The organism is Labrys sp. WJW, from assembly GCF_001676615.1.
Lineage (GTDB): Bacteria > Pseudomonadota > Alphaproteobacteria > Rhizobiales > Labraceae > Labrys > Labrys sedimenti.
In genome coordinates this window covers 33,278-56,701 of record NZ_LYXZ01000021.1, presented here as the reverse complement: position 1 = coordinate 56,701, position 23,424 = coordinate 33,278, and the positions used below count along the sequence as shown (strand labels likewise).

The 23,424-nt window shown below is 64.3% G+C and carries 26 protein-coding genes; 15 read left to right on the top strand and 11 right to left on the bottom strand.

Annotation, left to right across the window (positions count from 1 at the left end; translation table 11 throughout):
* Positions 1-179: 179 nt before the first annotated feature.
* Genes BA190_RS14770 through BA190_RS14760 form a run of 3 tightly spaced genes read left to right on the top strand, consistent with a single transcriptional unit; the run spans position 180 to position 1,615 of the window.
* Positions 180-533, top strand: coding sequence for a helix-turn-helix transcriptional regulator (locus BA190_RS14770; RefSeq protein WP_068288522.1), 354 nt, complete (start codon positions 180-182; stop codon positions 531-533).
* Entirely contained in the window at positions 526-1,002 is a 477-nt protein-coding gene (locus tag BA190_RS14765; protein WP_068288519.1) for an SRPBCC domain-containing protein, read from the top strand. The genes BA190_RS14770 and BA190_RS14765 overlap by 8 nt, the downstream gene beginning before the upstream one ends.
* A gap of 25 nt (positions 1,003-1,027) precedes the next feature.
* Positions 1,028-1,615, top strand: a complete 588-nt coding sequence (locus tag BA190_RS14760) for a dihydrofolate reductase family protein (protein ID WP_068288514.1) — start codon at positions 1,028-1,030, stop codon at positions 1,613-1,615.
* Positions 1,616-1,624: 9 nt separating this feature from the next.
* Here the strand turns inward: BA190_RS14760 and BA190_RS14755 are convergent, their stop codons facing one another.
* The gene (locus BA190_RS14755) at positions 1,625-2,515 is read right to left on the bottom strand and encodes a LysR family transcriptional regulator (protein WP_068288510.1); all 891 of its coding nucleotides are present in this window, start codon (positions 2,513-2,515) and stop codon (positions 1,625-1,627) included.
* A 94-nt stretch (positions 2,516-2,609) separates the two neighbouring features.
* Between BA190_RS14755 and BA190_RS14750 the strand changes: the two genes are divergently transcribed.
* Positions 2,610-3,608 carry an aldo/keto reductase gene (locus tag BA190_RS14750; protein WP_068288857.1) on the top strand — a complete coding sequence of 333 codons (999 nt, stop codon included), beginning with the start codon at positions 2,610-2,612 and terminating at the stop codon, positions 3,606-3,608.
* 54 nt (positions 3,609-3,662) lie between these two features.
* On the opposite strand, the gene BA190_RS14745 is transcribed toward BA190_RS14750, so the two are convergent.
* Both BA190_RS14745 and BA190_RS14740 read right to left on the bottom strand, forming a co-directional pair.
* On the bottom strand, positions 3,663-4,013 hold the full coding sequence (locus BA190_RS14745) for a hypothetical protein (protein WP_156771522.1): 351 nt from the start codon (positions 4,011-4,013) through the stop codon (positions 3,663-3,665).
* 168 nt (positions 4,014-4,181) lie between these two features.
* Positions 4,182-5,075 (bottom strand): branched-chain amino acid aminotransferase, encoded by an 894-nt coding sequence (locus tag BA190_RS14740; RefSeq protein ID WP_068288506.1) that lies wholly within the window; start codon positions 5,073-5,075, stop codon positions 4,182-4,184.
* A gap of 575 nt (positions 5,076-5,650) precedes the next feature.
* Between BA190_RS14740 and BA190_RS14735 the strand changes: the two genes are divergently transcribed.
* The 4 genes from BA190_RS14735 to BA190_RS14720 all read left to right on the top strand — a co-directional run bounded on the left by BA190_RS14735 (position 5,651) and on the right by BA190_RS14720 (position 8,957).
* Positions 5,651-6,202: a MarR family winged helix-turn-helix transcriptional regulator gene (locus BA190_RS14735; protein ID WP_068288503.1), complete on the top strand. Its 552-nt coding sequence runs from the start codon at positions 5,651-5,653 to the stop codon at positions 6,200-6,202.
* Positions 6,199-6,912 carry a response regulator gene (locus tag BA190_RS14730; protein WP_068288500.1) on the top strand — a complete coding sequence of 238 codons (714 nt, stop codon included), beginning with the start codon at positions 6,199-6,201 and terminating at the stop codon, positions 6,910-6,912. Before BA190_RS14735 ends, BA190_RS14730 begins: the two co-directional genes overlap by 4 nt.
* A gap of 95 nt (positions 6,913-7,007) precedes the next feature.
* The gene (locus tag BA190_RS14725; protein ID WP_068288855.1) at positions 7,008-8,360 is read left to right on the top strand and encodes an ATP-binding protein; all 1,353 of its coding nucleotides are present in this window, start codon (positions 7,008-7,010) and stop codon (positions 8,358-8,360) included.
* A 30-nt stretch (positions 8,361-8,390) separates the two neighbouring features.
* Positions 8,391-8,957 (top strand): AAA family ATPase, encoded by a 567-nt coding sequence (locus tag BA190_RS14720; protein ID WP_068288497.1) that lies wholly within the window; start codon positions 8,391-8,393, stop codon positions 8,955-8,957.
* A gap of 105 nt (positions 8,958-9,062) precedes the next feature.
* Here BA190_RS14720 and BA190_RS14715 read toward each other — a convergent pair whose 3' ends face one another.
* Complete coding sequence (locus BA190_RS14715) at positions 9,063-9,665, bottom strand: TetR/AcrR family transcriptional regulator (RefSeq protein WP_068288495.1); 603 nt, start codon at positions 9,663-9,665, stop codon at positions 9,063-9,065.
* 17 nt (positions 9,666-9,682) lie between these two features.
* Positions 9,683-10,462, bottom strand: coding sequence for an alpha/beta fold hydrolase (locus tag BA190_RS14710; RefSeq protein ID WP_068288492.1), 780 nt, complete (start codon positions 10,460-10,462; stop codon positions 9,683-9,685).
* 87 nt (positions 10,463-10,549) lie between these two features.
* Between BA190_RS14710 and BA190_RS14705 the strand changes: the two genes are divergently transcribed.
* Positions 10,550-11,740 carry an acetyl-CoA C-acyltransferase gene (locus BA190_RS14705; RefSeq protein WP_068288489.1) on the top strand — a complete coding sequence of 397 codons (1,191 nt, stop codon included), beginning with the start codon at positions 10,550-10,552 and terminating at the stop codon, positions 11,738-11,740.
* Between the two features lie 335 nt (positions 11,741-12,075).
* On the opposite strand, the gene BA190_RS14700 is transcribed toward BA190_RS14705, so the two are convergent.
* The 5 genes from BA190_RS14700 to BA190_RS14680 all read right to left on the bottom strand — a co-directional run bounded on the left by BA190_RS14700 (position 12,076) and on the right by BA190_RS14680 (position 15,196).
* On the bottom strand, positions 12,076-12,438 hold the full coding sequence (locus tag BA190_RS14700; RefSeq protein ID WP_068288486.1) for a tRNA-binding protein: 363 nt from the start codon (positions 12,436-12,438) through the stop codon (positions 12,076-12,078).
* On the bottom strand, positions 12,435-13,175 hold the full coding sequence (locus BA190_RS14695) for a TetR/AcrR family transcriptional regulator (protein WP_068288484.1): 741 nt from the start codon (positions 13,173-13,175) through the stop codon (positions 12,435-12,437). The genes BA190_RS14700 and BA190_RS14695 overlap by 4 nt, the downstream gene beginning before the upstream one ends.
* A gap of 99 nt (positions 13,176-13,274) precedes the next feature.
* Positions 13,275-14,102 (bottom strand): pyrroline-5-carboxylate reductase, encoded by an 828-nt coding sequence (gene proC, locus BA190_RS14690; protein WP_068288482.1) that lies wholly within the window; start codon positions 14,100-14,102, stop codon positions 13,275-13,277.
* 159 nt (positions 14,103-14,261) lie between these two features.
* A complete protein-coding gene (locus BA190_RS14685; RefSeq protein WP_068288472.1) occupies positions 14,262-14,762 on the bottom strand; it encodes a YbjN domain-containing protein in 501 nt (166 codons plus the stop codon).
* A gap of 179 nt (positions 14,763-14,941) precedes the next feature.
* Positions 14,942-15,196: an accessory factor UbiK family protein gene (locus tag BA190_RS14680; protein WP_068288466.1), complete on the bottom strand. Its 255-nt coding sequence runs from the start codon at positions 15,194-15,196 to the stop codon at positions 14,942-14,944.
* A gap of 93 nt (positions 15,197-15,289) precedes the next feature.
* Between BA190_RS14680 and lgt the strand changes: the two genes are divergently transcribed.
* Both lgt and BA190_RS14670 read left to right on the top strand, forming a co-directional pair.
* Entirely contained in the window at positions 15,290-16,150 is an 861-nt protein-coding gene (lgt, locus tag BA190_RS14675) for a prolipoprotein diacylglyceryl transferase (protein ID WP_068288463.1), read from the top strand.
* Positions 16,147-17,235 (top strand): class I SAM-dependent methyltransferase, encoded by a 1,089-nt coding sequence (locus BA190_RS14670; RefSeq protein WP_068288457.1) that lies wholly within the window; start codon positions 16,147-16,149, stop codon positions 17,233-17,235. Before lgt ends, BA190_RS14670 begins: the two co-directional genes overlap by 4 nt.
* A 137-nt stretch (positions 17,236-17,372) precedes the next feature.
* Here the strand turns inward: BA190_RS14670 and BA190_RS14665 are convergent, their stop codons facing one another.
* On the bottom strand, positions 17,373-17,948 hold the full coding sequence (locus tag BA190_RS14665) for a DUF992 domain-containing protein (RefSeq protein WP_068288454.1): 576 nt from the start codon (positions 17,946-17,948) through the stop codon (positions 17,373-17,375).
* Positions 17,949-18,127: 179 nt separating this feature from the next.
* Between BA190_RS14665 and pgeF the strand changes: the two genes are divergently transcribed.
* From pgeF to BA190_RS14645, 4 genes are all read left to right on the top strand, one after another.
* Positions 18,128-18,916 (top strand): peptidoglycan editing factor PgeF, encoded by a 789-nt coding sequence (pgeF, locus tag BA190_RS14660; protein ID WP_082979744.1) that lies wholly within the window; start codon positions 18,128-18,130, stop codon positions 18,914-18,916.
* 127 nt (positions 18,917-19,043) lie between these two features.
* Positions 19,044-20,192, top strand: a complete 1,149-nt coding sequence (locus tag BA190_RS14655; protein WP_068288451.1) for a Xaa-Pro peptidase family protein — start codon at positions 19,044-19,046, stop codon at positions 20,190-20,192.
* Between the two features lie 150 nt (positions 20,193-20,342).
* Positions 20,343-21,311, top strand: a complete 969-nt coding sequence (locus BA190_RS14650) for a ribose-phosphate pyrophosphokinase (protein ID WP_068288448.1) — start codon at positions 20,343-20,345, stop codon at positions 21,309-21,311.
* A gap of 421 nt (positions 21,312-21,732) precedes the next feature.
* Positions 21,733-23,328 carry a peptide ABC transporter substrate-binding protein gene (locus BA190_RS14645; protein ID WP_068288445.1) on the top strand — a complete coding sequence of 532 codons (1,596 nt, stop codon included), beginning with the start codon at positions 21,733-21,735 and terminating at the stop codon, positions 23,326-23,328.
* Positions 23,329-23,424: the final 96 nt, after the last annotated feature.

The following is a 23,424-nucleotide window of genomic DNA, read 5'->3' as shown; positions in this document are numbered from 1 at the left end:
TTGGACCACTACGACCAGGTGCAAGTCATTCCAATCCATTGCCTTCTCCCCTTGCGGGAGAAGGTCCCGGCAGGGGGATGAGGGGTCTTGCACCTCGCCAGACACGGTCTCCACAAGACTTGACCTCTCTCGCCAACGACCGTATATAGCCATTAGGTTAATTAACTACATGGCTATATATGATGCCCGACCATCTCAGCGACACCTTCTCGGCCCTGGCCGATCCGACCCGCCGGGCCATTCTCGCCCGGCTGGCGCAGGGCGAAGCCACCGTCATGGAGCTGTCGGAACCCTTCACGCTGACCCAGCCGGCAATCTCCAAGCATCTCAAGGTTCTCGAAAAGGCCGGCCTCATCAGCCGCACCCGTACGGCGCAATGGCGCCCCTGCCGGTTGGAGCCGGGCCCGCTCAGGGACGCCTTCGACTGGGTCCAGCACTATCGCCGCTTCTGGGACGACAGCTTCGACCGCCTCGATGACTATCTCGCCGAACTCCAGGCCCCCGGAAACGACAGGGACAACAAGCATGACTAGTGCCCCGAACGCAGCCCCGACACCCAGCGAGCACGAACTCGTCATCACCCGCCTGTTCAAGGCACCGCGCGAACTGGTGTTCAAGGCCTGGACCGAGCCGCGGCACCTGATGCGCTGGCCCGGTCCCAAGGGCTTCACCGCGACCTCCGACAAGTTCGACTGCAGCCCGGGCGGTATCTATCGCACCTGCCTGCATGCCCCCGACGGCACCGACCATTGGGTGCGCGGCACCTATCTGGCGGTCGAGCCGCCGGCCCGCCTCGTCTTCACCCATGCCTGGGAGGGCGATGATGGCAATCCTGGGCCCGAGACCATCGTCACCGTCACCTTCAAGGACGAGGACGGCCAGACCTTGATGCGCTTCCATCAGGCTGTCTTCACCACCCTCGCCTCGCGGGACGGCCATGGCGAAGGCTGGAGCCAGAGTTTTGACAGGCTCGACGCCTATCTCACCGAGATCGCACCCTGAACCCGCGCCACAACGAGACCTCGCCATGCGCAAGCTCAAACTGGAAATGCAGATCTCCGCCGATGGCTTCAGTTCAAGCCAGGATGGCAACAATGACTGGATGGTGTGGAACTGGGCGCCCGACTGGGGCTGGGATACAGAACTCAGGCGCTATCACGAGGCGCTGACCTTTTCCTCCGATTGCATCCTGCTCAGCCGCATGATGGCCGAAGAAGGTTTTCACCAGCATTGGCAGACGGTTGCGGAGAATTCCGCCAGCCCCCAGTCAAGTTTCGCCAGGGCGATCGGTGACATGCGCAAGATCGTCTTCAGCCGCACCCTGAAGGAGTCGCGCTGGGCCAATACCGAGATTGCGAGATCGGGCCTCGCCGAGGAGGTCAGCCGCCGCAAACAGGAACCCGGCAAGGACATCATCGTCTATGGCGGTCCGATCCTGGTGTCGTCCCTGGTCGAGGCAGGGCTGATCGACGAATTCCACTTTATCGTCAATCCAGCCCTGCTTGGTCGTGGCAAGCCCGTGCTCGGCGAGTTGCATCGGACAACGCGGCTCAGGCTGGTCGACGCACGTCCCTTCCCCTGCGGCGTGGCGGTGCTGCACTACGCCAGGACGTAACGGCCTCGATCATGCCTCGGCCTTCAGGAAATCGACAAAGGTGCGCAGGGCCGGGCGCATCAGGCGCCGGCTGGGATAATAGAGGAAGAGACCGGGAAAGGCCGGGCACCAATCCTCCATGAGGCGCACGAGCCTGCCCTGGGCGAGCGCCTCCGCCGCAAGCCCCTCGATCAGCAGAGCCAACCCCTGCCCGGCCAAAGCGGCATCGAGCATCAGGGCGTCGTCATTGACGATGAGGTTGCCCGTCACCGCCAGCTCGACGGCCTTGCCGTCCCGTTCGAGCTCCCAGCGATAGAGGGAGCCATCGGTGAAACGGCGCTGGATGCAATCGTGGTCGTGGAGATCGGCGGGCAGTTCCGGACTGCGCCGGCCATCGAGATAGCCGGGCGCCCCGACGATGGCAAAGCGCAGCGGGCCGCCGAGCGGCACGGCGATCATGTCCTGCTGCAGGCTTTCGCCGAACCGTATGCCGGCGTCGAAACCCGACGCCACAATATCGGTGAAGGCATCCTGGGCCAGGATTTCCACGCTCACCGCGGGATATCGGCGCATGAAGCGCAGGGCCAGCGGCAGCAGCACATGCTGCACGGCCGTGCGTGGCGCGCTGAAGCGCAGCCTCCCGGCGATGTCCGCCTGCGAAGCGCTCGCCTGTTCGAGCGCCTCCTCGATCGATGCGAGCGCCGGCTGCAATTGCCCCAGCAAGCGTTCCCCGGCGGCGGTAGGCGCAACGCTTCGTGTCGTGCGGGCCAGCAGCCGCACGCCGAGGCTTTCTTCGAGGCCCGTGATCGCCTGACTGACGGCCGACACCGACATGCCGAGCTTGCGAGCCGCAGCACGAAAGCTGCGCTGCTCTGCGATAGCCGAGATAATGACGAGGCTGGGTAGATCGGTTCGTTTCATTGTTCAGTTATACGAAACAACTCATTTTCGAAAGCATGGATTATCGAACAACTCAATGAAGCGCATGGTGGCCGGCATTACGGAGGACCACACCATGAAGACACGCCAACTCGGCACCGCGCTCACCGTTTCCGCCATCGGCCTTGGCTGCATGGGCATGAGCTTTGCCTATGGCGGCCAGGCCGAGGCGGATGCCATCCGCACGCTGCATCGCGCCGTCGATCTCGGCATCACCCTCTTCGACACGGCCGAAGTCTATGGGCCCTTCACCAATGAAGAGCTCGTCGGCAAGGCGTTGAAGGAGCTCAGGAGCAAGGTGGTCATCGCCACCAAGTTCGGTTTCCGCATCGCGCCGGAAGGCCAGGACAGGGATCGCATCATCGGCGTCGACAGCCGTCCCGAACATGTGCGTGCCGTCGCCGAAGCCTCGCTTCGCCGTCTCGGCGTCGAGACCATCGACCTGTTCTACCAGCATCGTGTCGATCCCGCCGTGCCCATCGAGGACACGGTCGGGGCCATGGCGGAGCTGGTGAGAGAGGGCAAGGTCAAGGCCCTCGGCCTGTCGGAAGCCGGCGCGACGACCATCCGACGCGCCCATGCCGTCCATCCGATTGCCGCGGTCCAGACGGAATATTCACTGTGGAGCCGCGATGTCGAGGCGGATGTGCTGCCGGTCTGCCGGGAACTCGGCATCGGCTTCGTGCCCTACAGTCCGCTGGGCCGCGGCCTGCTCACCGGCACGATCCGGGATCACAGCACGCTCGCCGCCGACGACTGGCGCAAATCCCTGCCCCGTTTCCAGGAAAGCAACATGGCGGCGAACCAGCGCCTGCTGGCGAAATTTGCCAGCATTGCCGAGGACAAGGGGGTAACGCCTGCCCAGCTCGCACTGGCCTGGGTGCTGCACCGGGGCGACCATATCGTGCCTATTCCCGGGGCCCGGCGATTGTCCCATCTGGAAGACAATGCGGCGGCGGCCGCAATCGCCCTCAGCGCGGCCGATCTTGCTGCCATCGACGAAGCCATGCCGCCGGCTAGCGTCAGCGGCGAGCGCTACATGCCGGAAGCCATGGCGCTGGTCGATGCTACGTGAACGGGCGGGAAGCGAAGGGCATATCGGCCCGCTGGGCCGGGCTGGACCGGTGCTTCAGCATCGGCCCAGGATCCGGGATACGCGCAGGCTCGCCCCTTCCACGCTGCCGCGAACGATCATGCATGTGCGCCGCTGCCAAGCGCGCCGGATCACGGCCGCGTCGGCAGGCCGGGCCTGAAGCCTGGGCAACGGCCCGCGATAGAGCGGATGCGGCGTGTCCGAGGCGTCGACCGGCCTGATTGCCATCTCGCCCCAGGGGCATGGGGCACGAATGCACATGATCTGAAGCGGAGCCAGGCGCAGCGCCTGCAATCGGGCCTGTGCGTCGGCGCCGTCCGGCACACAGGCGCCGGCGAACACCAGGGCCGCGACCATGCCCAAGGCCCGGTATCCAGAAGCCTCCATTACTCGCCTCCCTATGGAAATTGCCTCTCCATCCATTCCAGCATGACGTCGAGGCCTGGGCTGTTGCCATGGCGACAGCTCAGGCCCCTTTCGAGCCTGTGGCGCCAAAATACAAAAAGGCAGGCCACCGGGCCTGCCCTTTCCATATCTCCCGACGCCCCCGAAGGATCAGGCCGCAGCCGACTGGCTTTCCGGGCGCACCGCCCGATTGAAGTCCTCGATCAGCGTGCGAGTGATGGCACCCGGCGTATAGCGATGCTCGAGGATTTCGGCGACAGGCGTGATCTCCGCCGCCGTACCCGTCAGGAAGCACTCGCTGAAGCTGCCGAGTTCTTCCGGCATGATGCGCCGTTCGATCACGTCCAGACCACGGGCCTTGGCGAGATCGATCGCCGTGCGGCGGGTGATACCGTCGAGGAAGCAGTCGGCAATCGGCGTGTGGATCTTGCCGTCCTGGATGAAGAAGACATTGGCGCCGGTGCATTCGGCCACGCGGCCCTGCCAGTCATACATCAGCGCATCGGCATAACCGCGACGCTCGGCGCGATGCTTGGAGATGGTGCAGATCATGTAGAGGCCCGCGGCCTTCGACAGGGAGGGTGCCGTCTTCGGATCGGGCCGGCGATATTCGGCCACGTCGAGGCGGATGCCCTTCATCTTGGTGGCCATGTCGAACATGCTCGGCCATTCCCATACCGCGATCGCGGTGTGGATGGTGGCATGCTGGGCGGCCACCGCCATCATTTCCGAGCCGCGCCAGGCGACCGGCCTGACATAGGCATCCTTCAGGCCGTTCTTGTCGAGCACGGCCTGCTTGGCGGCATCGAGTTCCTCGACCGAATAGGGAATGGCGAAATCGAGAATCTCGGCAGAACGCTTGAAGCGTGCGGAATGCTCGGAGGACTTGAAGATCTTGCCGCCATAGGAGCGCTCGCCCTCGAAGACGGCACCGCCATAATGCAGCCCATGCGACAGAACATGAAGCTTGGCATCGCCCCAGGCCAGCATCTGGCCGTCCAGCCAGATAAAGCCATCGCGTTGATCGAAGGGCAACATCGACATGACACATCCTCCAGCGCTTCGCGCTTCCTCGAGCAAAACGCGTCTTGGCGAAAACGCTTGTTTGCTCTCACTCTTCCGTTCGACGCGTCATTGCGGTTCCTGGCGATTCCGCCAAGCCGCAAAACGCTTTGGAGCAACGCGCGTTCATACCTGAGCGCTCTTGCTCCCACTCCTGTTTCGAGGCCCTGCGCCCGCCAGTGGCTCCGGCAGATCGCAAAACACTCTGGTAACCGCAATGTTATAGCCATTGGCGGGCAGTTGCGGAAACTGTTCCGTTCGCCGCGAGCGTCTTTTTCCGCTCGGGACGTGGCTGGATAATGGCAACCGTCGCTTTTGCGTCGGGGGGCAAATCCCCTTATGTTTCGTGCCGGAAACGGCACCGCGCTTGGCGCGTTGAGATATCCACCCGTTCCTGAGCAAAGCGCGTTTAGACGGAAACGCTATTTTGCTCTAACTCTTTGGTTCGATGCGTCTTTGCGATTCTTGGCAATTCTGCCAAATCGCAAAACGCTCCGGCGGAACATCCTTTCGCGCTGAGCCCGGTTTGCGTAACGATCTGACGAAAATATGTCAATATGGCTGACGTAAATTTCTCGTTCTCCCCTGCCTCCACGCCACGCCCGGAAAACGAGCAGGGCGAGCCCCCGCTTTATGAGCTGATCGAACTCTTCTTCTTCGCCTATCGCGACTTCGTTGCCGACCCCGACCATGCCCTCGAAGCCTATGGTTTCGGGCGGGCCCATCATCGCGTGCTGCACTTCGTCGACCGCAATCCCGATCTTACTGTCGCCGAATTGCTGGATATTCTGAAAATCACCAAGCAGTCGCTGGCCCGGGTATTGAAGGACCTGGTCGATCAGGGCTTCATCCTGCAGCGCGAAGGCAGGGAAGATCGTCGGCAGCGTTTGCTGACCACCACGGTGAAAGGCAAGCAACTGGCCGTCGAACTGGCAACGACGCAATCCCAGCGCATCGCGCGAGCGCTCGCCGAAGCCGGCCTGACCGGTCCCGAGCTGGCACAACGCTTCCTGTTCGCCATGGTCGATCCGGACGGGCGGGCAGAAGTCGCCCGGCTCATCCGCGACAACATCACCAAAAGCGACAAGACCCGGGGTGAAAAACGATGAACAAGGTTGCCGTCCTTCCCGACGACGCCCCCCATATCCTGCTGGTCGACGACGACAACCGCATCCGCACCCTGCTCTCGCGCTATCTCGGCGAGCACGGCTACCGTGTGACCACGGCCGAACATGCGGCCAGCGCCCGCCAGCGCATCGAGGCGATCACCTTCGACCTGATGATCGTCGATGTGATGATGCCGGGCGAGAACGGTTTCGACCTGACCCGCTGGATCCGGACCGGCTCGAGCGTGCCGATCCTGATGCTCACCGCGCGCGGCGATCCGGACGATCGCATCAAGGGCCTGGAGATCGGCGCCGACGACTATTTGCCCAAGCCGTTCGAGCCGCGCGAATTGCTGCTGCGCCTCAACAACATCCTGAAGCGGGCGGTTGCTCCGACACCGGCAGAACCGGTGCGCGACATCGTCACCTTTGGCGACTTCGCCTTCCACGTCTCGCGCGGAGAACTCCAACAAGGCGGCGAGACGGTTCGCATCACCGAGCGCGAGCGCGACATGCTGCGCCTGCTGGTCGAAATCCCGCGCGAGACGGTCGACCGGCTGGCGCTTGCCGGTTCGGCCGCCGACATCGCCAATGAGCGCACCGTCGACGTGCAGGTGAACCGCCTGCGCCGCAAGATCGAAAAGGATCCGGGCAATCCGGTCTATCTGCAGACGGTGCGCGGCACGGGATATCGCCTGATGGTCGACATGTGATGGAGCCGCGTCCACCGGCCCTCCAATCCGCCGGGGCGCTGCTCCGCAAAGGCCTGTCGCGGGCTTCCGAGGCCGCCCGCATTGCGTTGCCCAGGATGCGCGAACTCGCGGCGGGCCCCGGCCGCGTGCTGTCGGCGCTGGGCGACCGCATGCCCAAGGGCCTTTATGCCCGCTCGCTGCTGATCATCATCACGCCGATGGTGCTGCTGCAGGCCATCGTCACCTACATGTTCATGGAGAAATACTGGCAGGGCGTGACTTCGCGGCTGTCGGCCGCCACCACCAAAGACATCGCGGCGATCGTCGAGCTCTACCAGCAAATGCCGCATGACAAGGGCACGACGGACCTGCTCCAGCTGGTGGCCCAGAAACAGCTCGCGCTCGGCATCGAGTTCCGCCCCCTCGAGGACCTGCCGCCGCGCGGCGCCCGACCCTTCTTCGACATTCTCGACCAGGCGCTTTCGGACGAGATCCGCATGCGCATCGGCCTGCCTTTCTGGATCGATACGGTCGGCCGCTCGGATTTCGTCGAGATCCGGGTCAAGCTCGACGATGCCGTGCTGCGCGTCTTCGCCCGCCGCAGCCAGACCTTCGCCTCCAACTCCTACATCTACCTGCTCTGGATGCTCGGCTCCTCGCTGATCCTGATCACGGTGGCGATCCTGTTCCTGCGCAACCAGATCCGGCCGATCCAGCAGCTCGCCAATGCGGCGCAGGATTTCGGCAAGGGGCGCGACGTCCAGAACTTCCGCCCGCGCGGCGCGCGCGAAGTGCGCCAGGCCGCCAGCGCCTTCATCGAGATGCGCCGACGCGTCGAGCGTGCCTTCGAGCAGCGCACCGCCATGCTGAACGGCGTCTCTCACGATATGCGCACCATCCTGACACGCTTCAAACTGTCCCTGGCGCTGCTCGACGAAAGCAGCCCCGAATATGAGGACCTGCAGAAGGACGTCGACGAGATGAGCCGCATGCTGGAGGCCTATCTCGCCTTCGCGCGCGGCGATGCGGCGGAGCAGGCCGAAGCCACCGACATCGCCGCCCTGCTGGAGGAGTTGCGTGCCAATGCCATACGCCAGGGCCAGGATGCCCGGGTCAGTTTCCAGGGCGATCCCATCGTGGTGGTGCGCCCGGACGCCTTCCGGCGCTGCCTGACAAACCTGGTATCGAACGCCCAGCGTTTCGCCCGGACCATCGTCATCACCGGGGTGCGGGAGCAACGCTATCTCGTCGTCACCGTCGACGACGACGGGCCCGGCGTGCCCGAAGAAAGCCGCGAGGACGTGTTCAAGCCTTTCTTCCGGCTGGACGAGGCTCGCAACCAGGATCATGGCGGCACCGGCCTCGGCCTCGCCATCGCCCGCGACATCGCCCGCTTCCACGGCGGCGACATCACCCTTGCCACCAGCCCGCTGGGCGGACTGCGGGCGAATGTACGCATCCCGGTCTGATGCGATCTCGACCTGCCAGGACCATGCCCCATGCCCGATGACATCCTAGCCGATCCCGTCGATATCGTGCTGATCACCGGTCCGGCTGGAATCGGAAAATCGACGCTGACCTGGGAGGTTGGGGCGCTATTGGCCGCGGCCGGCATCGCCCATGCCATCGTCGAGACGGACGAACTCGACAGGGTGTATCCGCTCCCCAGCCGGACAGAGCTCGACGGCCTGCGGCCGGGCACGCTTGATGTCAGCACCCTCAATCTGGCGGCCATCTGGGCGACCTATCGGGCCCTCGGCCACCGCCGCCTGATCATGTCGGGCGTGATGGTGCATCTCGATTCCGACCGGCGCTGGATTCTGGCTGCCATTCCGGAGGCACGCATCACCGTGGTGCGCCTCGAGGCCGGTGAGAGCACATTGCTCGAACGCCTTCGCCAGCGTGAAATCGGCGCCGGCCTCGAAGCGCAGTTCCAGCGCACCCTCGTCCAGGCGCAGCGGATGGCCGGCGAAGGCGAGAACGGGGCAATCAGGCTGACGACTGACGGGCGTTCGCCCCAGCTGCTTGCCCGCCTCCTGCTGGACGAGCTCGGCTGGGTGCCGTGATGCCGGATGCCGTGATGAGGAAAAGAGCATCCGGCTCCGTGCAGCCCCTCACCCTTACCCTCACCCGGGTCGGGAGAGGGTAAGGGTGAGGGATCCAGCGGTCATTCAACCTGCCTCTTGCACACCTCCCTCTTCACGACGCGCCAGCTTCAGAGCCGCCTCGATGCCGTTCTCCAAGATCGCGTCGGATTGGGCGGGGTCTGGGACGACGCGCGCGAGCTGCAGCGTTCCCGCCAGCAGGGCCATGATGGCGATGGCGGTGCTGCGGCGCGTTTCGGCATCGCCTTCGGGCAGGTTATCCGCAATCACGCCGATGCTGCCGAAGAGCTCTTCGGTAAAGGCGGTCCGTGTCATCTCGGATTGGCGCGCAATCTCGCCGGAGAGCGCAGCGATGGCGCAGCCCTTTTCCGGCGTATCCCGGTGGATGGGGCGCAGATAATAGCGGATCAGCCCTTCGATCGGGTCGTCGGCGCGCTCGGCGGAGCGGCGCAGCTTGCCGCGTCGCTGCGTCAGCGTATGAGCGACGGCTTCGCGAACCAGGGCGTCCTTCGAGGCGAAATGGCTGTAGAAACCGCCATGGGTCAGGCCCGCTTCGGCCATCAACGGCGCGATGCCGGTGCCGTCTATGCCGTCCCGCAGCAGGCGCAATGCGGCAGTTTCGAGAATGTGCCGGTGCGTCGCATCCTTGTGGCCCTTGTCATAGCGCATGGCCGCCTCGTCTCCCGTCAAGAAAGCACCGCCAGAAAATCCACGGCCTGACCGATCACGCCGGCATCGCTAAGGATACGGCCATGACCAAGTCCGTCCAGCTCGATCAATCGTGATCCGCGCCAATATCTGGCGATTTCGCGCGCTTCGCCAATGGCGACGACGCGATCATCCCTGGAATGAAGGAGAAGAGCCGGTTGCGTCAACCGTTCGGCGAAACTGGGCAGGTCCATGATCGGCAATTCGGTACCCAGGCGAATGAGTTCATCGGCCATATGGGCGAGATCCCGGGCGTCGACCACCCCCGACGCCATCGCCGCCGCCCGCATCTGGCGGCCATAATTGGCAGGCGAGGCGATGAGGACGACACGCTCCGCATCCAGCCCTCCGGCCAGTGCGACGGTCAGAACCGGCCCGCCGACGGAATGGCCGATCACACCATGCAGGTGCCCGCAGGCCTCGCCGACGGCGGTTACCGCCCTGGCCATCTGCGGGATAGTCGCCGAGATGCCCTCGGAAGCGCCATGGGCCGGCAAATCGACGGCGATCACGCCAAGGCCACGTGCGAGCAGCGGCTCTACGAAAGCAAGCATGTCGACATGGGTTGCTTCCCAGCCATGCACCAGGAGCACCGGTTCGCCATGGCCCCAGCGCCAGCCGGCGATCGAGCCGCCATCATGCGCTACGGAGAAGGGGATCGCACCTTCGGGAACTAGCGCAGCGCGCGGGGGAAGCCGCCGGGGCGTGATCATCTGCAAAGCCAGTTTGCGTGGGTCGACGCATTCCGAAAGATCCATGGCCACTCTCCTCTTTAAATTATGATCATAATATAATATGTCATCCATCATGCAATAGTGTCCCGCAATGCCAGTGAGGATCGAGCCATGTCCAGCAGCGACCCCGTCGTCATCGTCTCCGCCGTACGCACCCCATTGGGACGTTTCCAGGGTGACCTCTCGAGCCTGCCCTCTCCTGCGCTCGGCGCCCATGTCGTGAAAGAGGCCCTGACTCGCGCGAACCTTGCCGGCGATCGCGTGGACGAGGTCCTGCTGGGCTGCGTGCTCCCGGCCGGCCTTGGCCAGGCCCCGGCCCGTCAGGCCGCCCGTCATGCGGGACTGCCCGACGCCACGGGAGCGACGACCGTCAACAAGGTCTGCGGTTCCGGCATGAAGGCGACCATGCTCGGCCACGATCTCCTTCGCGCCGGCTCTGCCGACATCGTGGTGACGGGTGGCATGGAATCGATGTCGAACGCGCCCTATCTGCTGGCCAAGGCACGCAGCGGCTACCGCATGGGCCATGACCGCCTTCTCGACCACATGATGCTCGACGGCCTGGAGGATGCCTATGAAGGCGGCCGCCCGATGGGCGATTTCGGCGAAGCGACGGCTGAGGCCTATCAGTTCAGCCGCGACGACCAGGATGCCTATGCCGTGGAAACCCTGACCCGTGCCCGCAAGGCGGTCGAAAACGGTGCTTTCGCCGCCGAGATCGTGCCGGTGGAGGTGCCGGGCAAGGGCGGGACCCGGCTGGTTGCCGACGACGAGAACCCGCTCAAGGTCTCACCCGACAAGATACCGCAGCTCAGGCCGGCCTTCCGCAAGGGCGGCACCATCACCGCCGCCAGTTCCTCGGCCAATGCCGACGGCGCGGCCGCGCTCGTCCTGACCCGCCGCTCCATTGCCAAGCGCGACGGGCTACCCGTGCTTGCCGAGATCAAGGGACATGCGACGCACAGCCAGGACCCGGCCTGGTTCACCACGGCGCCGATCCCGGCCATGCGAAAGCTGCTCGAACGCACGGGCTGGCGCGTAGGAGATGTCGACCTGTTCGAAATCAACGAGGCCTTCGCCGCAGTCGCGATGGCGGCGCGCCATGACCTCGACATCCCGGCCGACCGCCTCAACATCCATGGCGGGGCCTGCGCTCTCGGCCATCCCATCGGCGCGACCGGCGCGCGCATCATCGTCACCCTGCTGCATGCCCTGGCACGCAACGACCTCAAGCGCGGCATTGCCTCGCTCTGCATCGGCGGCGGCGAAGCGACGGCGATCGCGGTCGAGAGGATCGCGTAGGGACAGGCATAGTGGAACCCCATCCTTACGCGGAGAGGTCACCGCCGCCTCTGCTCTCAGAACCACCCTCTTCAAGGTGTTGATGTGTGAAATCCGGGTCGAGCGGTCCCCCCCTCATCCGCCTGACGGCACCTTCTCCCGCAAGGGGAGAAGGGAATCATTTTCGGGAGGCTCAATGCTGCTCGATCGCCTTCTCCCCTTGCGGGAGAAGGTGCCATAGCGTGGTCCGTTCAAGACCACGCGTTCAGGTAAAGAACCTTGGGGGCGGATGAGGGGTCGCGTTGCCCCATCCCAGTCTTTTTCGGGTTCGTTCCAAACATCTTGAAAGGGGCGCCTCAGAACAATCGCGAGCCGTTCGGAGCTTGGCGTTCCGGCGTCGCCAGCACGACGGCGCCATCGGCGCCGGGGAAGCCCAGCGTCAGCACTTGCGACATGAACTTGCCGATCTGGCGCGGCGGAAAATTGACCACCGCCATCACCTGGCGGCCGACCAACTCATCGGCCCTGTAGAGCGCGGTGAGCTGGGCGGAGGAGGCCTTGACGCCGATCTCGTCACCGAAGTCGATCCGCATGCGATAGGCCGGTTTGCGCGCCCCTTCCAGGGGTACCGCCTCCAGCACCGTGCCGATGCGAATATCGACCTTGATGAAATCATCGAAGCCGATCTCCGCTGCCGGCTGCCCGTTACTGGTACTCACACTGCCTCCGCATCATCGCGATCATCCCTGCCCCGCCGGCGCGACTCGGCGAAATCGTGAAAACGCTCGCGCAGCCTCTCGCGCATGCGGGCACGGCGCTCATGAGAGCGTTCGGCGATGCGGCGGAACGGTGCGAAGATCTGGCAAAGATCGTCGGCCCGTTCCATCCAGCGCTCGCCCGAACGAAGCTGCCTGTCGACCTCCTTCATCGTCGTGGCCAGGCCTTCGTCCTCGTCCTTCAGCCAGACCTTGACGATGCGGGCCCAGGCCAGCGCCAGCCCCTGCGCCTGCACGGCCCCCATCGGGCCATCGGCGTCGATATCGGCCGCCGTCAGCATCCACTGCATCGAATTGGTGACAACGCGGTTCCAGGCCGCCATGGCGAGCGGATCGAGCGCGAAAGCCCTGGAAATATTGGCGATGGCAACCTTGTGCGGCGAGAGAACATCGATGCGGCGCATCAGAATGTCGAACAGCCTCTCGCGCGCCGGCTCGCCAGCCATGCCCTCGTCGATGCCATCGAGCACCTTCTGGTCGACCTGGCGGGAATAGGCGGCGAGGATGGCTCCCTTGGAGGGGTAGAGGCCGCGCAATTGCGACAGGGACAGTCCCGCCTTGTCGGCAATGTCGGCCAAGCCGATCTCACCCCAGGGATTGTCGGCGCAAAGCGCCAGCAAGGCCTCTATCGCGGCCTGACGCGGATCGACGGCATTATCGGCTTTCGGCTTGGCAACCATGGCTCGAACCTCGTTTTTCGGTGTGCCCCGTCCGATAAAGATAGGCCGATTGCAGTCCGGATCAATGCGGCGCATTGGCAGGCAAGGCCACGCCGGTCCTCAGGAAGCGAGTTCGCCCGCGCGGCGGCGCGCCGCCTCGACCGCCCGCTTCATCAACGGCGTCAAGCCATTTTCGGCCATCAGCACGTCCAGCGCTGCAGCAGTGGTACCGCCCGGACTGGTGACGTTCTGGCGCAGCGTGGCCGCCGGCAGTTCGGATTGGTGCAGCAACTCGCCCGCTCCCGCCACGGTGGCGCGCGCCAGCCGCATGGCGAGATCGGCGGGAAGTCCCGCCGCGGCTCCGGCCTCGGCCATGGCTTCGACGAGATGGAAGACATAGGCCGGCCCCGAGCCGGAAACCGCCGTCACCGCATCGATGAGGCTTTCATCCGCGACCCACTCCACGGCGCCGGTCGCCCGCAACAGGGCGTCGGCCGCCCGTTCCTGATCGGCGGTCACGAAGGCATTCGGCACGGCGGCCGTGATACCGCGGCCGACGGCAGCCGGCGTGTTCGGCATGGCGCGCACGATGGCGGTGTCGGCCGGCAGCAATGCCGCGATACTGGCAATGGTCTTGCCCGCCATGATGGAGACGGCCAGCGTATCCGATCCGAACAGGGGCGCGACGGAGGCCATGGCGACATCCATCATTTGCGGCTTGATTGCCAGCAGAACCACCGCCGGCGTGCCGAAGGAGGCCAGCATCGGGTTGACCGCGACACCTTTCGCGGCGAGGTCGCTGGCAATCTCCGGCGGCAAATGCGGATCGATCACGCCCACTTCGGCGGGATCGAGGCCGAGCTTCAACCAGCCTTCCAACATGGCCCCGCCCATCTTGCCGGCGCCCAGCAGCAACAGCTTGCCGCCAATGTCCAATGTTTCAGCCATGTGAAGAACTCCTGCGAAAGGGGAATGTCGACCGACCGGCTGGAGTGTCAGCCTCCGGCTGACATCTTGAAAACCCGGCGCTTGCCGGCGGGCAGAATGTCCGCCGGAGGCTGACACTCCGTGTTTCCTTCGCTCCGTCAGACAAGCGCAATTGTCGTGTCAGGCTTCGCCCACGGTTTCGAACAGCACAGCCTCGAGCGCTTCCTTGGGCGTCTTGCCGGCCCAGATCACGAACTGGAAGGCCTGGAAGTAGCGCTCGCAGGTCTCCACCGCGATCTCGATCAGGGCCTCGCATTGGCGCGGCGTGGCTTCGGCACCGCCGGCCAGGAACAGGGCATGGCGATACATGATGACCTGGTCGGCATTCCAGACGTCGAAATGACCGATCCAGAGCTGTTCGTTGACGAGCGCGATCGTCTGCAGGAGATCGGCGTGGCGGCGCTTGGGAATCTTGGCGTCGAAGGAGCAGGCCAGGTGCAGCGACTCGATATCGTCCATCCAGGTGAAGGATACCGCGTAGTCGCAGCCATGCCCCTTCACCACGATGGAGATCTCGTCTTCGCCGAGCCTGTCGAAGGCCCAGTCATGAAGACTCGCCAGATGTTCGACGAGATCAACCGGATGACCGGCCCGCTCGCTCTGGAGCTCGATTACCGACATTGCAACTCCCGGCGCCTCCGAGGAGGCGCATTGGCGCTGCGAATACCGATCGATACGCAGCCTGTGAGGGGAGAGTTCAGGCATTCAGGCTGAATCGGCAAGGATTCGTTCCCGCCGTCCACAAGGAGGCCTCTCATTCCTCGCCGGTCTTATTGTCGCATGACCAGGCCGGTTTGCACTCAACGCGCAGCAAGCTTGGCTTCGAGCTCGGCGATACGAGCCGCCAGGCGTTCGTTTTCGTCACGCGCCTTGATCGCCATCTCGCGCACGGCGTCGAATTCGTCGCGGCGGACATAATCGAGATCGCGCATGATGCGCTCGGCCTGGCTGCGCACGACGCTGTCGACTTCCCGTCGCACGCCCTGGGCGACGCCGGCGGCGTCGGTCATCAATTTGGCGAACTCGTCATAGATACGGCCGGATTGCTGTGGCATCACGAAACTCCTTTGCGGCGTCGATAGCACGGGCCGGACTTCGATAGAAGCTTCCGCCTTGACGCTGCCCTCACCAGTCACCAAAAGGCACCCATGCCTGAACAATATTTCATCGTTCCCGCTTTCGACCCGGTGCTGATCCATCTCGGCCCGCTTGCCATCCGCTGGTATGCGCTGGCCTATATTTTCGGCCTGCTCGGCGGCTGGTGGTATGGGCGTCACCTGATCGGCAATGCCAAGCTCTGGCCGGTTCAGCCGGGCACCAAGCTGCAATTCGACGACCTCCTGATCTGGGTCACGCTCGGCGTGGTGATCGGCGGGCGGCTCGGCATGCTGCTTTACGAACCCGACTATTATCTCGCCAATCCGATCGAGATCTTCAAGGTCTGGGAAGGCGGCATGGCCTTCCATGGTGGTTTCCTGGGGGCTGCGCTCGCGGTGATCCTGTTCGCCTGGCTCAACAAGATCCCGATCCTGTCCTATCTCGACATTGCCGCCTGCGTCGCACCGATCGGCCTGTTCCTCGGCCGCATCGCCAATTTCATCAATGACGAATTATGGGGGCGTCCGGCCTGGGGCTCGTCCTGGGGCATGATCTCGCCATCGAGTCCGTTCTCGGTGTTTCCGCAGGGGCCGACGCCGCGCTATCCGAGCCAGTTGATCGAGGCTGCCCTGGAGGGCTTCGCGCTGTTCGTGCTGTTTGCCATCATGACGCGCTTCGGTGCCTTGAAACGGCCGGGCTTGATCGCCGGCCTGTTCGGCATCGGCTATGCCGGCGCGCGCTCCTTCAGCGAACTCTATCGCGAGCCGGACGGCTGGTGGATCCAGGACGTGCTGACCATTGGACAAGCCTATTCGCTGCCCATGGTCGTGGCTGGCCTTGGCCTGGTGGTGTACGCCCTGGCGCGCCGCCCCGAGGCGCCCAAGGCTTCCGACGCATCGAAATCGGCATGAGCGAGACCCCCCTCGCCCGCGAGATCAAGGATCTCATCCGCCAGGAGGGGCCGATCGACGTGGCGCGCTACATGACGCTCGCGCTCGGCCACCCCCGTCACGGCTATTACATCACGCGCGACCCGCTCGGCACCGCCGGGGATTTCACCACCGCTCCGGAAATCAGCCAGATGTTCGGCGAGATCATCGGCCTGTGGGCGGCCCATCGCTGGATGATCCTGGGTTCGCCTGGCCGGATCAACCTGGTCGAGCTGGGCCCCGGACGCGGCACGTTGATGGCGGACGCCCTGCGGGCGATCGGCAAGGTCGTGCCTGATCTCGCCGACGCCATCGCGCTCCATCTGGTGGAGACGAGCCCGGTCTTGCGCAAGGCCCAGGCCGCTACCTTGGCCGACAGCCTCGGGGGACGCCGCCCGACCTGGCATGACGACATCGCCGACCTGCCCGACGGGCCGTCGATCATCATCGCCAACGAGTTCTTCGATGCCCTGCCCGTGCACCAGCTGGTGCATCAGGGCGGGCGCTGGCACGAACGATTGGTCGGCCTGGTCGATGACGAACTCGCCTTCGGCCTCGCCCCGGAGCCCGTACCGGCCAATCAGGCGCCTCCCCTTTCCGATGGCGCGCTCGACGGCACGATCGTCGAATATCCGGAAGCCGGTTCAAGGGTGATGGCGACCCTCTCTGCGCGCCTTGGCCGCTTCGGCGGCGCCGCCCTGATCATCGACTACGGCCATCTCGAATTCGGCGTCGGCGACACGCTGCAGGCCATGGCTGGCCATGCCTTCGTCGAACCGCTGGCCCGGCCCGGCGAGGCCGACCTCACCACCCATGTTTGTTTCGAGACGCTGGCACGCATTGCCGCCGGCAAGCGCCTGTCGATCGACATTCTCACCACGCAGGCACAGTTTCTCAACGAACTCGGCATTCGCCCGATGGCCGCCAATCTCAGCCGCCACGCCACGCCCGAACAGGCCGAGGCGATCGCCAAGGCGCTCGAACGGCTCACCGACGACGCCCCGCGCGCCATGGGTTCGCTGTTCAAGGTGCTGGCCGTCTCGGCGCCAGGGATCGAGCGAGGCTGAGCAAAGCACCGCCATTGTCATGCCCGGGCTCGTCCCGGGCATCCAGGATACCGCCACGTGTCCCGGATCACCGGGACCAGCCCGATGATCACAAGAAATCGAGGTTCTCTCGGTTTTCGGTCAGCTCTTCAGGAATCTCAGACCCTGCAGCGGCAGCTCTTGCGATGCTTCTTCACCTTGTGGTGATGACGATGCACCTTGTGGCGCGGGCGGTAAGCCCGCTCGGTCTGGATGATCACCGGCGCCGCGACCGGGCGGATATGCAGGCTGCCGATGCCGGCCGATGCGTTGAGGCCGGTCTGCCCCTGCACCGAGATCGGCTGCAGCGTCACGCCGCCATTGCCGCCGCCGAGCAGGACATTGGCCCCGACACCCACCGCAGCGCTGGCCTCGGCCGACACGCCGGCATAGTTGCCGCCCAGGGGCGCGTGACGGTTGGAAGGCTCGAAGACCGCCCAGACCATGCGGCCGCCGAAGGTAAAGCCGACATCCACGCCGACCTTGGTGATGGTGCCGTCATAGAGTTCGCTGTAGCCGTTGAAGTTGGAGAACCGGCAGGATACCGGCTTGCGCGAACCCAGCACCACGCCGATGCCGCCGCCGATGTCGCAGGTGAGCGTTCCCGTCCTGACGGCGGCCTCGGCCGAACCGGCCACCGCGGGCGCCAGCAAGGCGGCCAAAGCGAAGGCAGGCAGGATTTTCGTGATCTTCATGGGGCACCTATTCAACAAATCTTCTCCGGCCATGGCCGGATACCGGGGCACTTTGAACCAACGGCTTGAAAACGCAACGGTTCCCGCCGCGAAATCGCCGGTATCACAACCCTGACTGGTTCGGGTTCCCTTTAGGGCGCCCGTTTGACATCCCTCCACTTCCTCCCGATCCTGCCGCCATGACCGATTCGCCCGCCATCGCACTCCAGCACGCCGCCCTCGACCTGCCCGGCATCCGCCACGGCTTCTTCACGCGCCAGGGAGGCGTGTCGAACGGCATCTATGCCTCGCTCAACGGCGGTTCGGGCTCCGATGACGATCAAGAGCGTGTCCGCGAGAACCGGGGCCGCATGGCTGACAGCCTCGGCGTGCCGCGTGATCGCTTCATCACCTGCTACCAGGTGCACTCCCCCAACGTCGTCACCGTCACCGCGCCCTGGGCCCGCGAACATGCCCCCAAGGTCGACGCCATGGTGACGCGCGAACGCAATCTCGCTTTGGCCGTCGCCACCGCCGATTGCGGCCCCGTCCTGTTCGCCGACGCCAAGGCCGGCGTGATCGGCGCGGCCCATGCCGGCTGGAAGGGCGCCTTCACCGGCGTGCTCGAAACCACGCTCGACGCCATGGTGGGCCTCGGTGCCATCAGGAGCGACATCGTCGCGGTACTCGGCCCGATGATCTCGCGCGCGGCCTATGAGGTCGGGCCGGAGTTCAAGGCCCGCTTCCTGGAGGTCGACGTGGCCAATGAGCGTTTCTTCGGTCCGAGCCCTAATGCCGGTCATGCCATGTTCGATCTGCCGGCCTATATCACCATGCGCCTCACGGCGGCCGGCGTCGGCCGTTTCGAGAACATGGCGCTGTGCACCTATCAGGATGAGGATCGCTTCTTCTCCTATCGGCGGGTGACCCATCGCAAGGAGCCCGATTATGGCCGCCTGCTGCATGCGATCGCGCTGGTGGATCACTAGAGCAAAGCGCGTTCAGGCGTGAACGCTTGTTTGCTCTAACTCTTTGATTCGACGCGTCTTTGCGATTCTTGGTGAAACGACCAAATCGCAAAACGCTTTGGGAACAAGGTTCGAGGCAGGACCTGCCATGCTGCATTTTTCGACGGATGAATTCGCCACTCGCCTGAAACGCCTGCAGGCGGAGATGGCCACGCAAAAGCTCGATGCCATGCTGCTCTTCGCCCAGGAGAGCATGTACTGGCTGACCGGCTACGACACTTTCGGCTTCTGCTTCTTCCAATCGCTGCTGGTGCGCGCCGACGGCACGATGGCGCTGCTCACGCGTACGGCCGACCTGCGCCAGGCCCAGCATACCTCCATCCTCGCCGATATCCGCATCTGGACCGATCGCAAGGATGCCACGCCAGCCCAGCAACTGCTCGACATGGTCCGCGATCTCGGCGTGACAGGCGGGCGCATTGGCGTCGAGTTCGATTCCTACGGCCTCACCCATGCCAATGGCCGCAAGCTCGAGGCAGCTTTTGCCGGCGATTTCGAACTGGTCGACGCTTCCGATGTCGTCGCCCATCTCAGGGCCGTCAAGTCGGCCGCAGAGATCGCCTATGTGCGCGAAGCCGCACGCCTCTCCGACGCGGCCGATGCAGCCGGCATCGCCGCCGTGTTTCCCGGCGCCGACGAGGGCGACATCCTCGCCGCCCAGCACAATGCCATCTTCTCGGCCGGCGGCGACTATCCCGCCAACGAGTTCATCATCGGCTCGGGGCGCGACGCCCTGCTCTGCCGCTATAAGAGCGGCCGCCGCAAGCTCGCCGAACGCGACCAGATCACGCTGGAATTCGCCGGCGTCTATCGCCACTACCATGCGGCGCTGATGCGCACGATCACGATTGGGGACGTCTCGCCCCGTCACAGCGAGCTCTATACCGCCGCCCACGAGGCCTTGCTCGCCTGCGAGGCGGAGATCCGGCCGGGACGCACGGCCGGTGACGTCTTCGCTGCCCACGCAAGGGTGATGGATTCGCACGGGCTGGAAGAGCACCGGCTCGCCGCCTGCGGCTATTCGCTCGGCGCCAAGTTCACGCCCTCCTGGATGGACAAGCCAATGTTCTATGCGGGCAATGACTGGGTGCTGGAGCCGGGCATGGTGATGTTCGCCCATATGATCCTGATGGATTCCGACAGCGGCACCGCCATGTGCCTGGGGCGTACCAGCCTGACCACCGAGAACGGCAGCGAAGTGCTGAACGGGGCCGACGCCGGATTGCAGATGCGCTGAGCCGGTCGGGCATCGGAACAGCGGCAAATCATCCCAATCTGCACGCATTCCAGCCATGCAAGTGTGAACTCCTTGTGACGCCCCCATTGTATGCGAGCCGGTCAGTTGCTAAGAGCCGGGTGCATTTTTCTCAAAGTGGGAGCCGGCTTCATGGCGGCAGGTGACAGGGGCCACGGTTCGGGCGAGATCAAGCTCGTCGCCGGCAATTCGAATCGTGCACTGGCCGAATCGATTGCGACCTATCTGAAGACCCCCCTGACGAAGTGCTCGGTGCGGCGGTTCGCCGACATGGAGATCTTCGTCGAGATTCAGGAAAATGTCCGCGGTGCGGATGTCTTCGTCATCCAGTCGACCTCCTTCCCCACCAATGACCATCTGATGGAGTTGCTGATCATCACCGATGCCCTGCGCCGCTCCTCGGCCCGACGCATCACGGCGGTGATCCCCTATTTCGGCTATGCCCGGCAGGATCGCCGCGCTTCCGGCCGTACGCCGATCTCGGCCAAGCTGGTCGCCAACCTGATCACCCATGCCGGCGCCGACCGCGTGCTGACCCTCGATTTGCATGCCGGGCAGATCCAGGGCTTCTTCGACATTCCCACCGACAACCTCTTCGCCGCCCCGGTGATGGAGCGCGACATCAAGGCCCGCATGGAGCTCGACAAGCTCATGGTGGTCTCGCCCGACGTCGGCGGCGTGGTACGTGCCCGTGCGCTTGCCAAGCGCATCGATGCGCCCCTTGCCATCGTCGACAAGCGCCGTGAGCGCGCCGGCGAGAGCGAGGTCATGAACGTGATCGGCGACGTCAAGGGCCGCACCTGCATCCTGATCGACGACATCATCGATTCCGGCGGCACGCTGGTGAATGCCGCTGAAGCCCTGCTGGAACGCGGAGCCAAGGATGTGCTGGCCTACATCACCCATGGCGTGCTCTCAGGCGGTGCGGTGGCCCGTATCGCTTCCTCCAAGCTGCGCGAACTGGTGATCACCGACTCGATCATGCCGACCGAGGCGGTACGCGTGGCCCAGAACATCCGCGTCATCTCGATCGCGCCGCTGATCGGCGAGGCCATCGGCCGCACCGCCTCCGAAGAGAGCGTCTCCAGCCTGTTCAACTGAGCCGGCCCGTTCTCATCAGTTCGAATTACCGTCCCGGAACCGCCGTGCGAATGTCACCATTCGCGCGGCGGTTTGGTTTTGCCTGGCCCCGGCATGGCGCCACATCCTGGCCCGTCACACGCGGCCAGGTTGTGCAGGGCTTATCCCCATAATTCAGCCGGACCTTCGCCCCATCAGTCTTCGCAATGCAAGGGGCATAAAGCGCAGTCGGTTATGGCGAATATTGCGTCGCATCCCAGCCATCCGTAATTTTCAGACGATCACTATACCCTTCGACATACTATCCCCCTGCACGTGGACCGAGCAGCTCTACCCTTCCTCTCCCCGTCGAAAATCGCGGGTTGCCGTAGCGAATGCGAAGGCCTTTACTGCCGCCCTTCAACCAATAGCCGGAACAACTGGCTTCAGAGGGGACATCAGGATGACAGCAGCCTTGAAAACGCGTTTGCTCGGCGCCCTGCTCGCCGTGGGCTTGCTCAGCGGCACGGCCTTGTCGGCTTCCGCCGAAACCGTGCTGAACAAGGGCCTGGGCGGCGAACCCCAATCGCTCGATCCCATCCATACGACCACCAATATCGAGCAGTTCATCATCGACGACCTCTACGAAGGTCTCACCGCCTATGACGGCGCCGGCAAGGTGGGTCCCGCCGTCGCCGAAAGCTGGACGGTTTCGCCGGACGGGCTGGTCTACACCTTCAAATTGCGGCCCAGCGCCAAGTGGTCGAACGGCGACCCGGTCACGGCCGAGGATTTCGTCTACAGCTTCCGGCGCAATCTCGATCCCAAGGAAGCCGGCGAATATGCCAGCCTGTCCTACCCGATCAAGAACGCTCAGGCGATTAATACGGGCAAGGCAGCGGTGGATACGCTCGGCGTCAAGGCCATCGATGCTGGCACGCTGGAAATCACCCTCGAAAGCCCCGTTCCCTTCTTCCCCGAACTCCTGGCTCATCAAAGCGTCGTGCCGGTGAACAAGGCCAATGTCGAGAAATATGGCCGCGATTTCGCCAAGGCGGGCAAGCTGGTGTCGAACGGCGCCTATACGGTGACCGAGCAGATCCCCGGCGATCACCTCACCTTCGTGAAGAACCCCAATTACTGGGGTGCGGCGAATGTGAAGATCGACCGCGTGGTTGCCTATCCGAGCGAGGACCAGGCCGCCATCCAGCGCCGCTTCCTGGCCGGAGAACTCGACCTCGCCTATCAATTCCAGGCCGATCAGCGCAAGTTCCTGCAGGAGAAGGTCGGCGACGAGGTCCACGTCTCGCCATCGACGTCGAGCGAATATTACGCCTTCGACACCCGCAAGCCGCCTTTTGACGACATCCGGGTCCGACGGGCCTTCGCCATGGCGATCGACCGCGACTTCCTGGCCAATGACGTGCTGAACGGCGTCTATCAGCCGCTCTATAGCTGGATCCCGGAGGGTATCGCCAACTATACGCCAGCCAAGGCCGATTTCGCCGACACGCCGCAGCTCGACCGCGAGGACAAGGCCAAGGAACTCCTGAAGGAAGCCGGCTACGGCCCGGGCGGCAAGCCGCTCAAGGTCGAGATTCGCTACAACACCAACGAGAACTGGAAGAAGGTCGCCACGGCGATCGCCGATATGTGGAAGGGCCTCGGCGCCGAGGTCACCATGCTCAATTCCGATCTCAAGTCCCACTATTCCTATCTGCAGCAGGGCAATAGTTTCGACGTCACGCGGGCGGGCTGGGTCGCCGACTATGCCGATCCCGAGAACTTCCTGACCCTGGGTGTCTCCACCAACAAGGTCTTCAACTACGGCCACTACAACAATCCCGAATTCGATGCCTTGATGGCCAAGTCCTTCACCGAGCGGGACGTGGCCAAGCGCATGCAGATCCTGCACGACGCCGAAGCCATGCTGCTGCGCGATGCGTCGGTCACACCCCTGCTGGTCTATAACGACCCCTGGCTGGTCTCCAAGAAGGTCAAGGGCTGGCACGACAACCTTGCCAACCACCACGGCACGCGTTTCCTCACCAAGGAATGAGCTGCTGCGTGTGAGACGGCAGGAGGCCATCCTCCTGTCTCTCATCCGCGGCTGGAGAAGCGTGCTTGCCTCGCCGATGACGGGCCTGAACGCTTC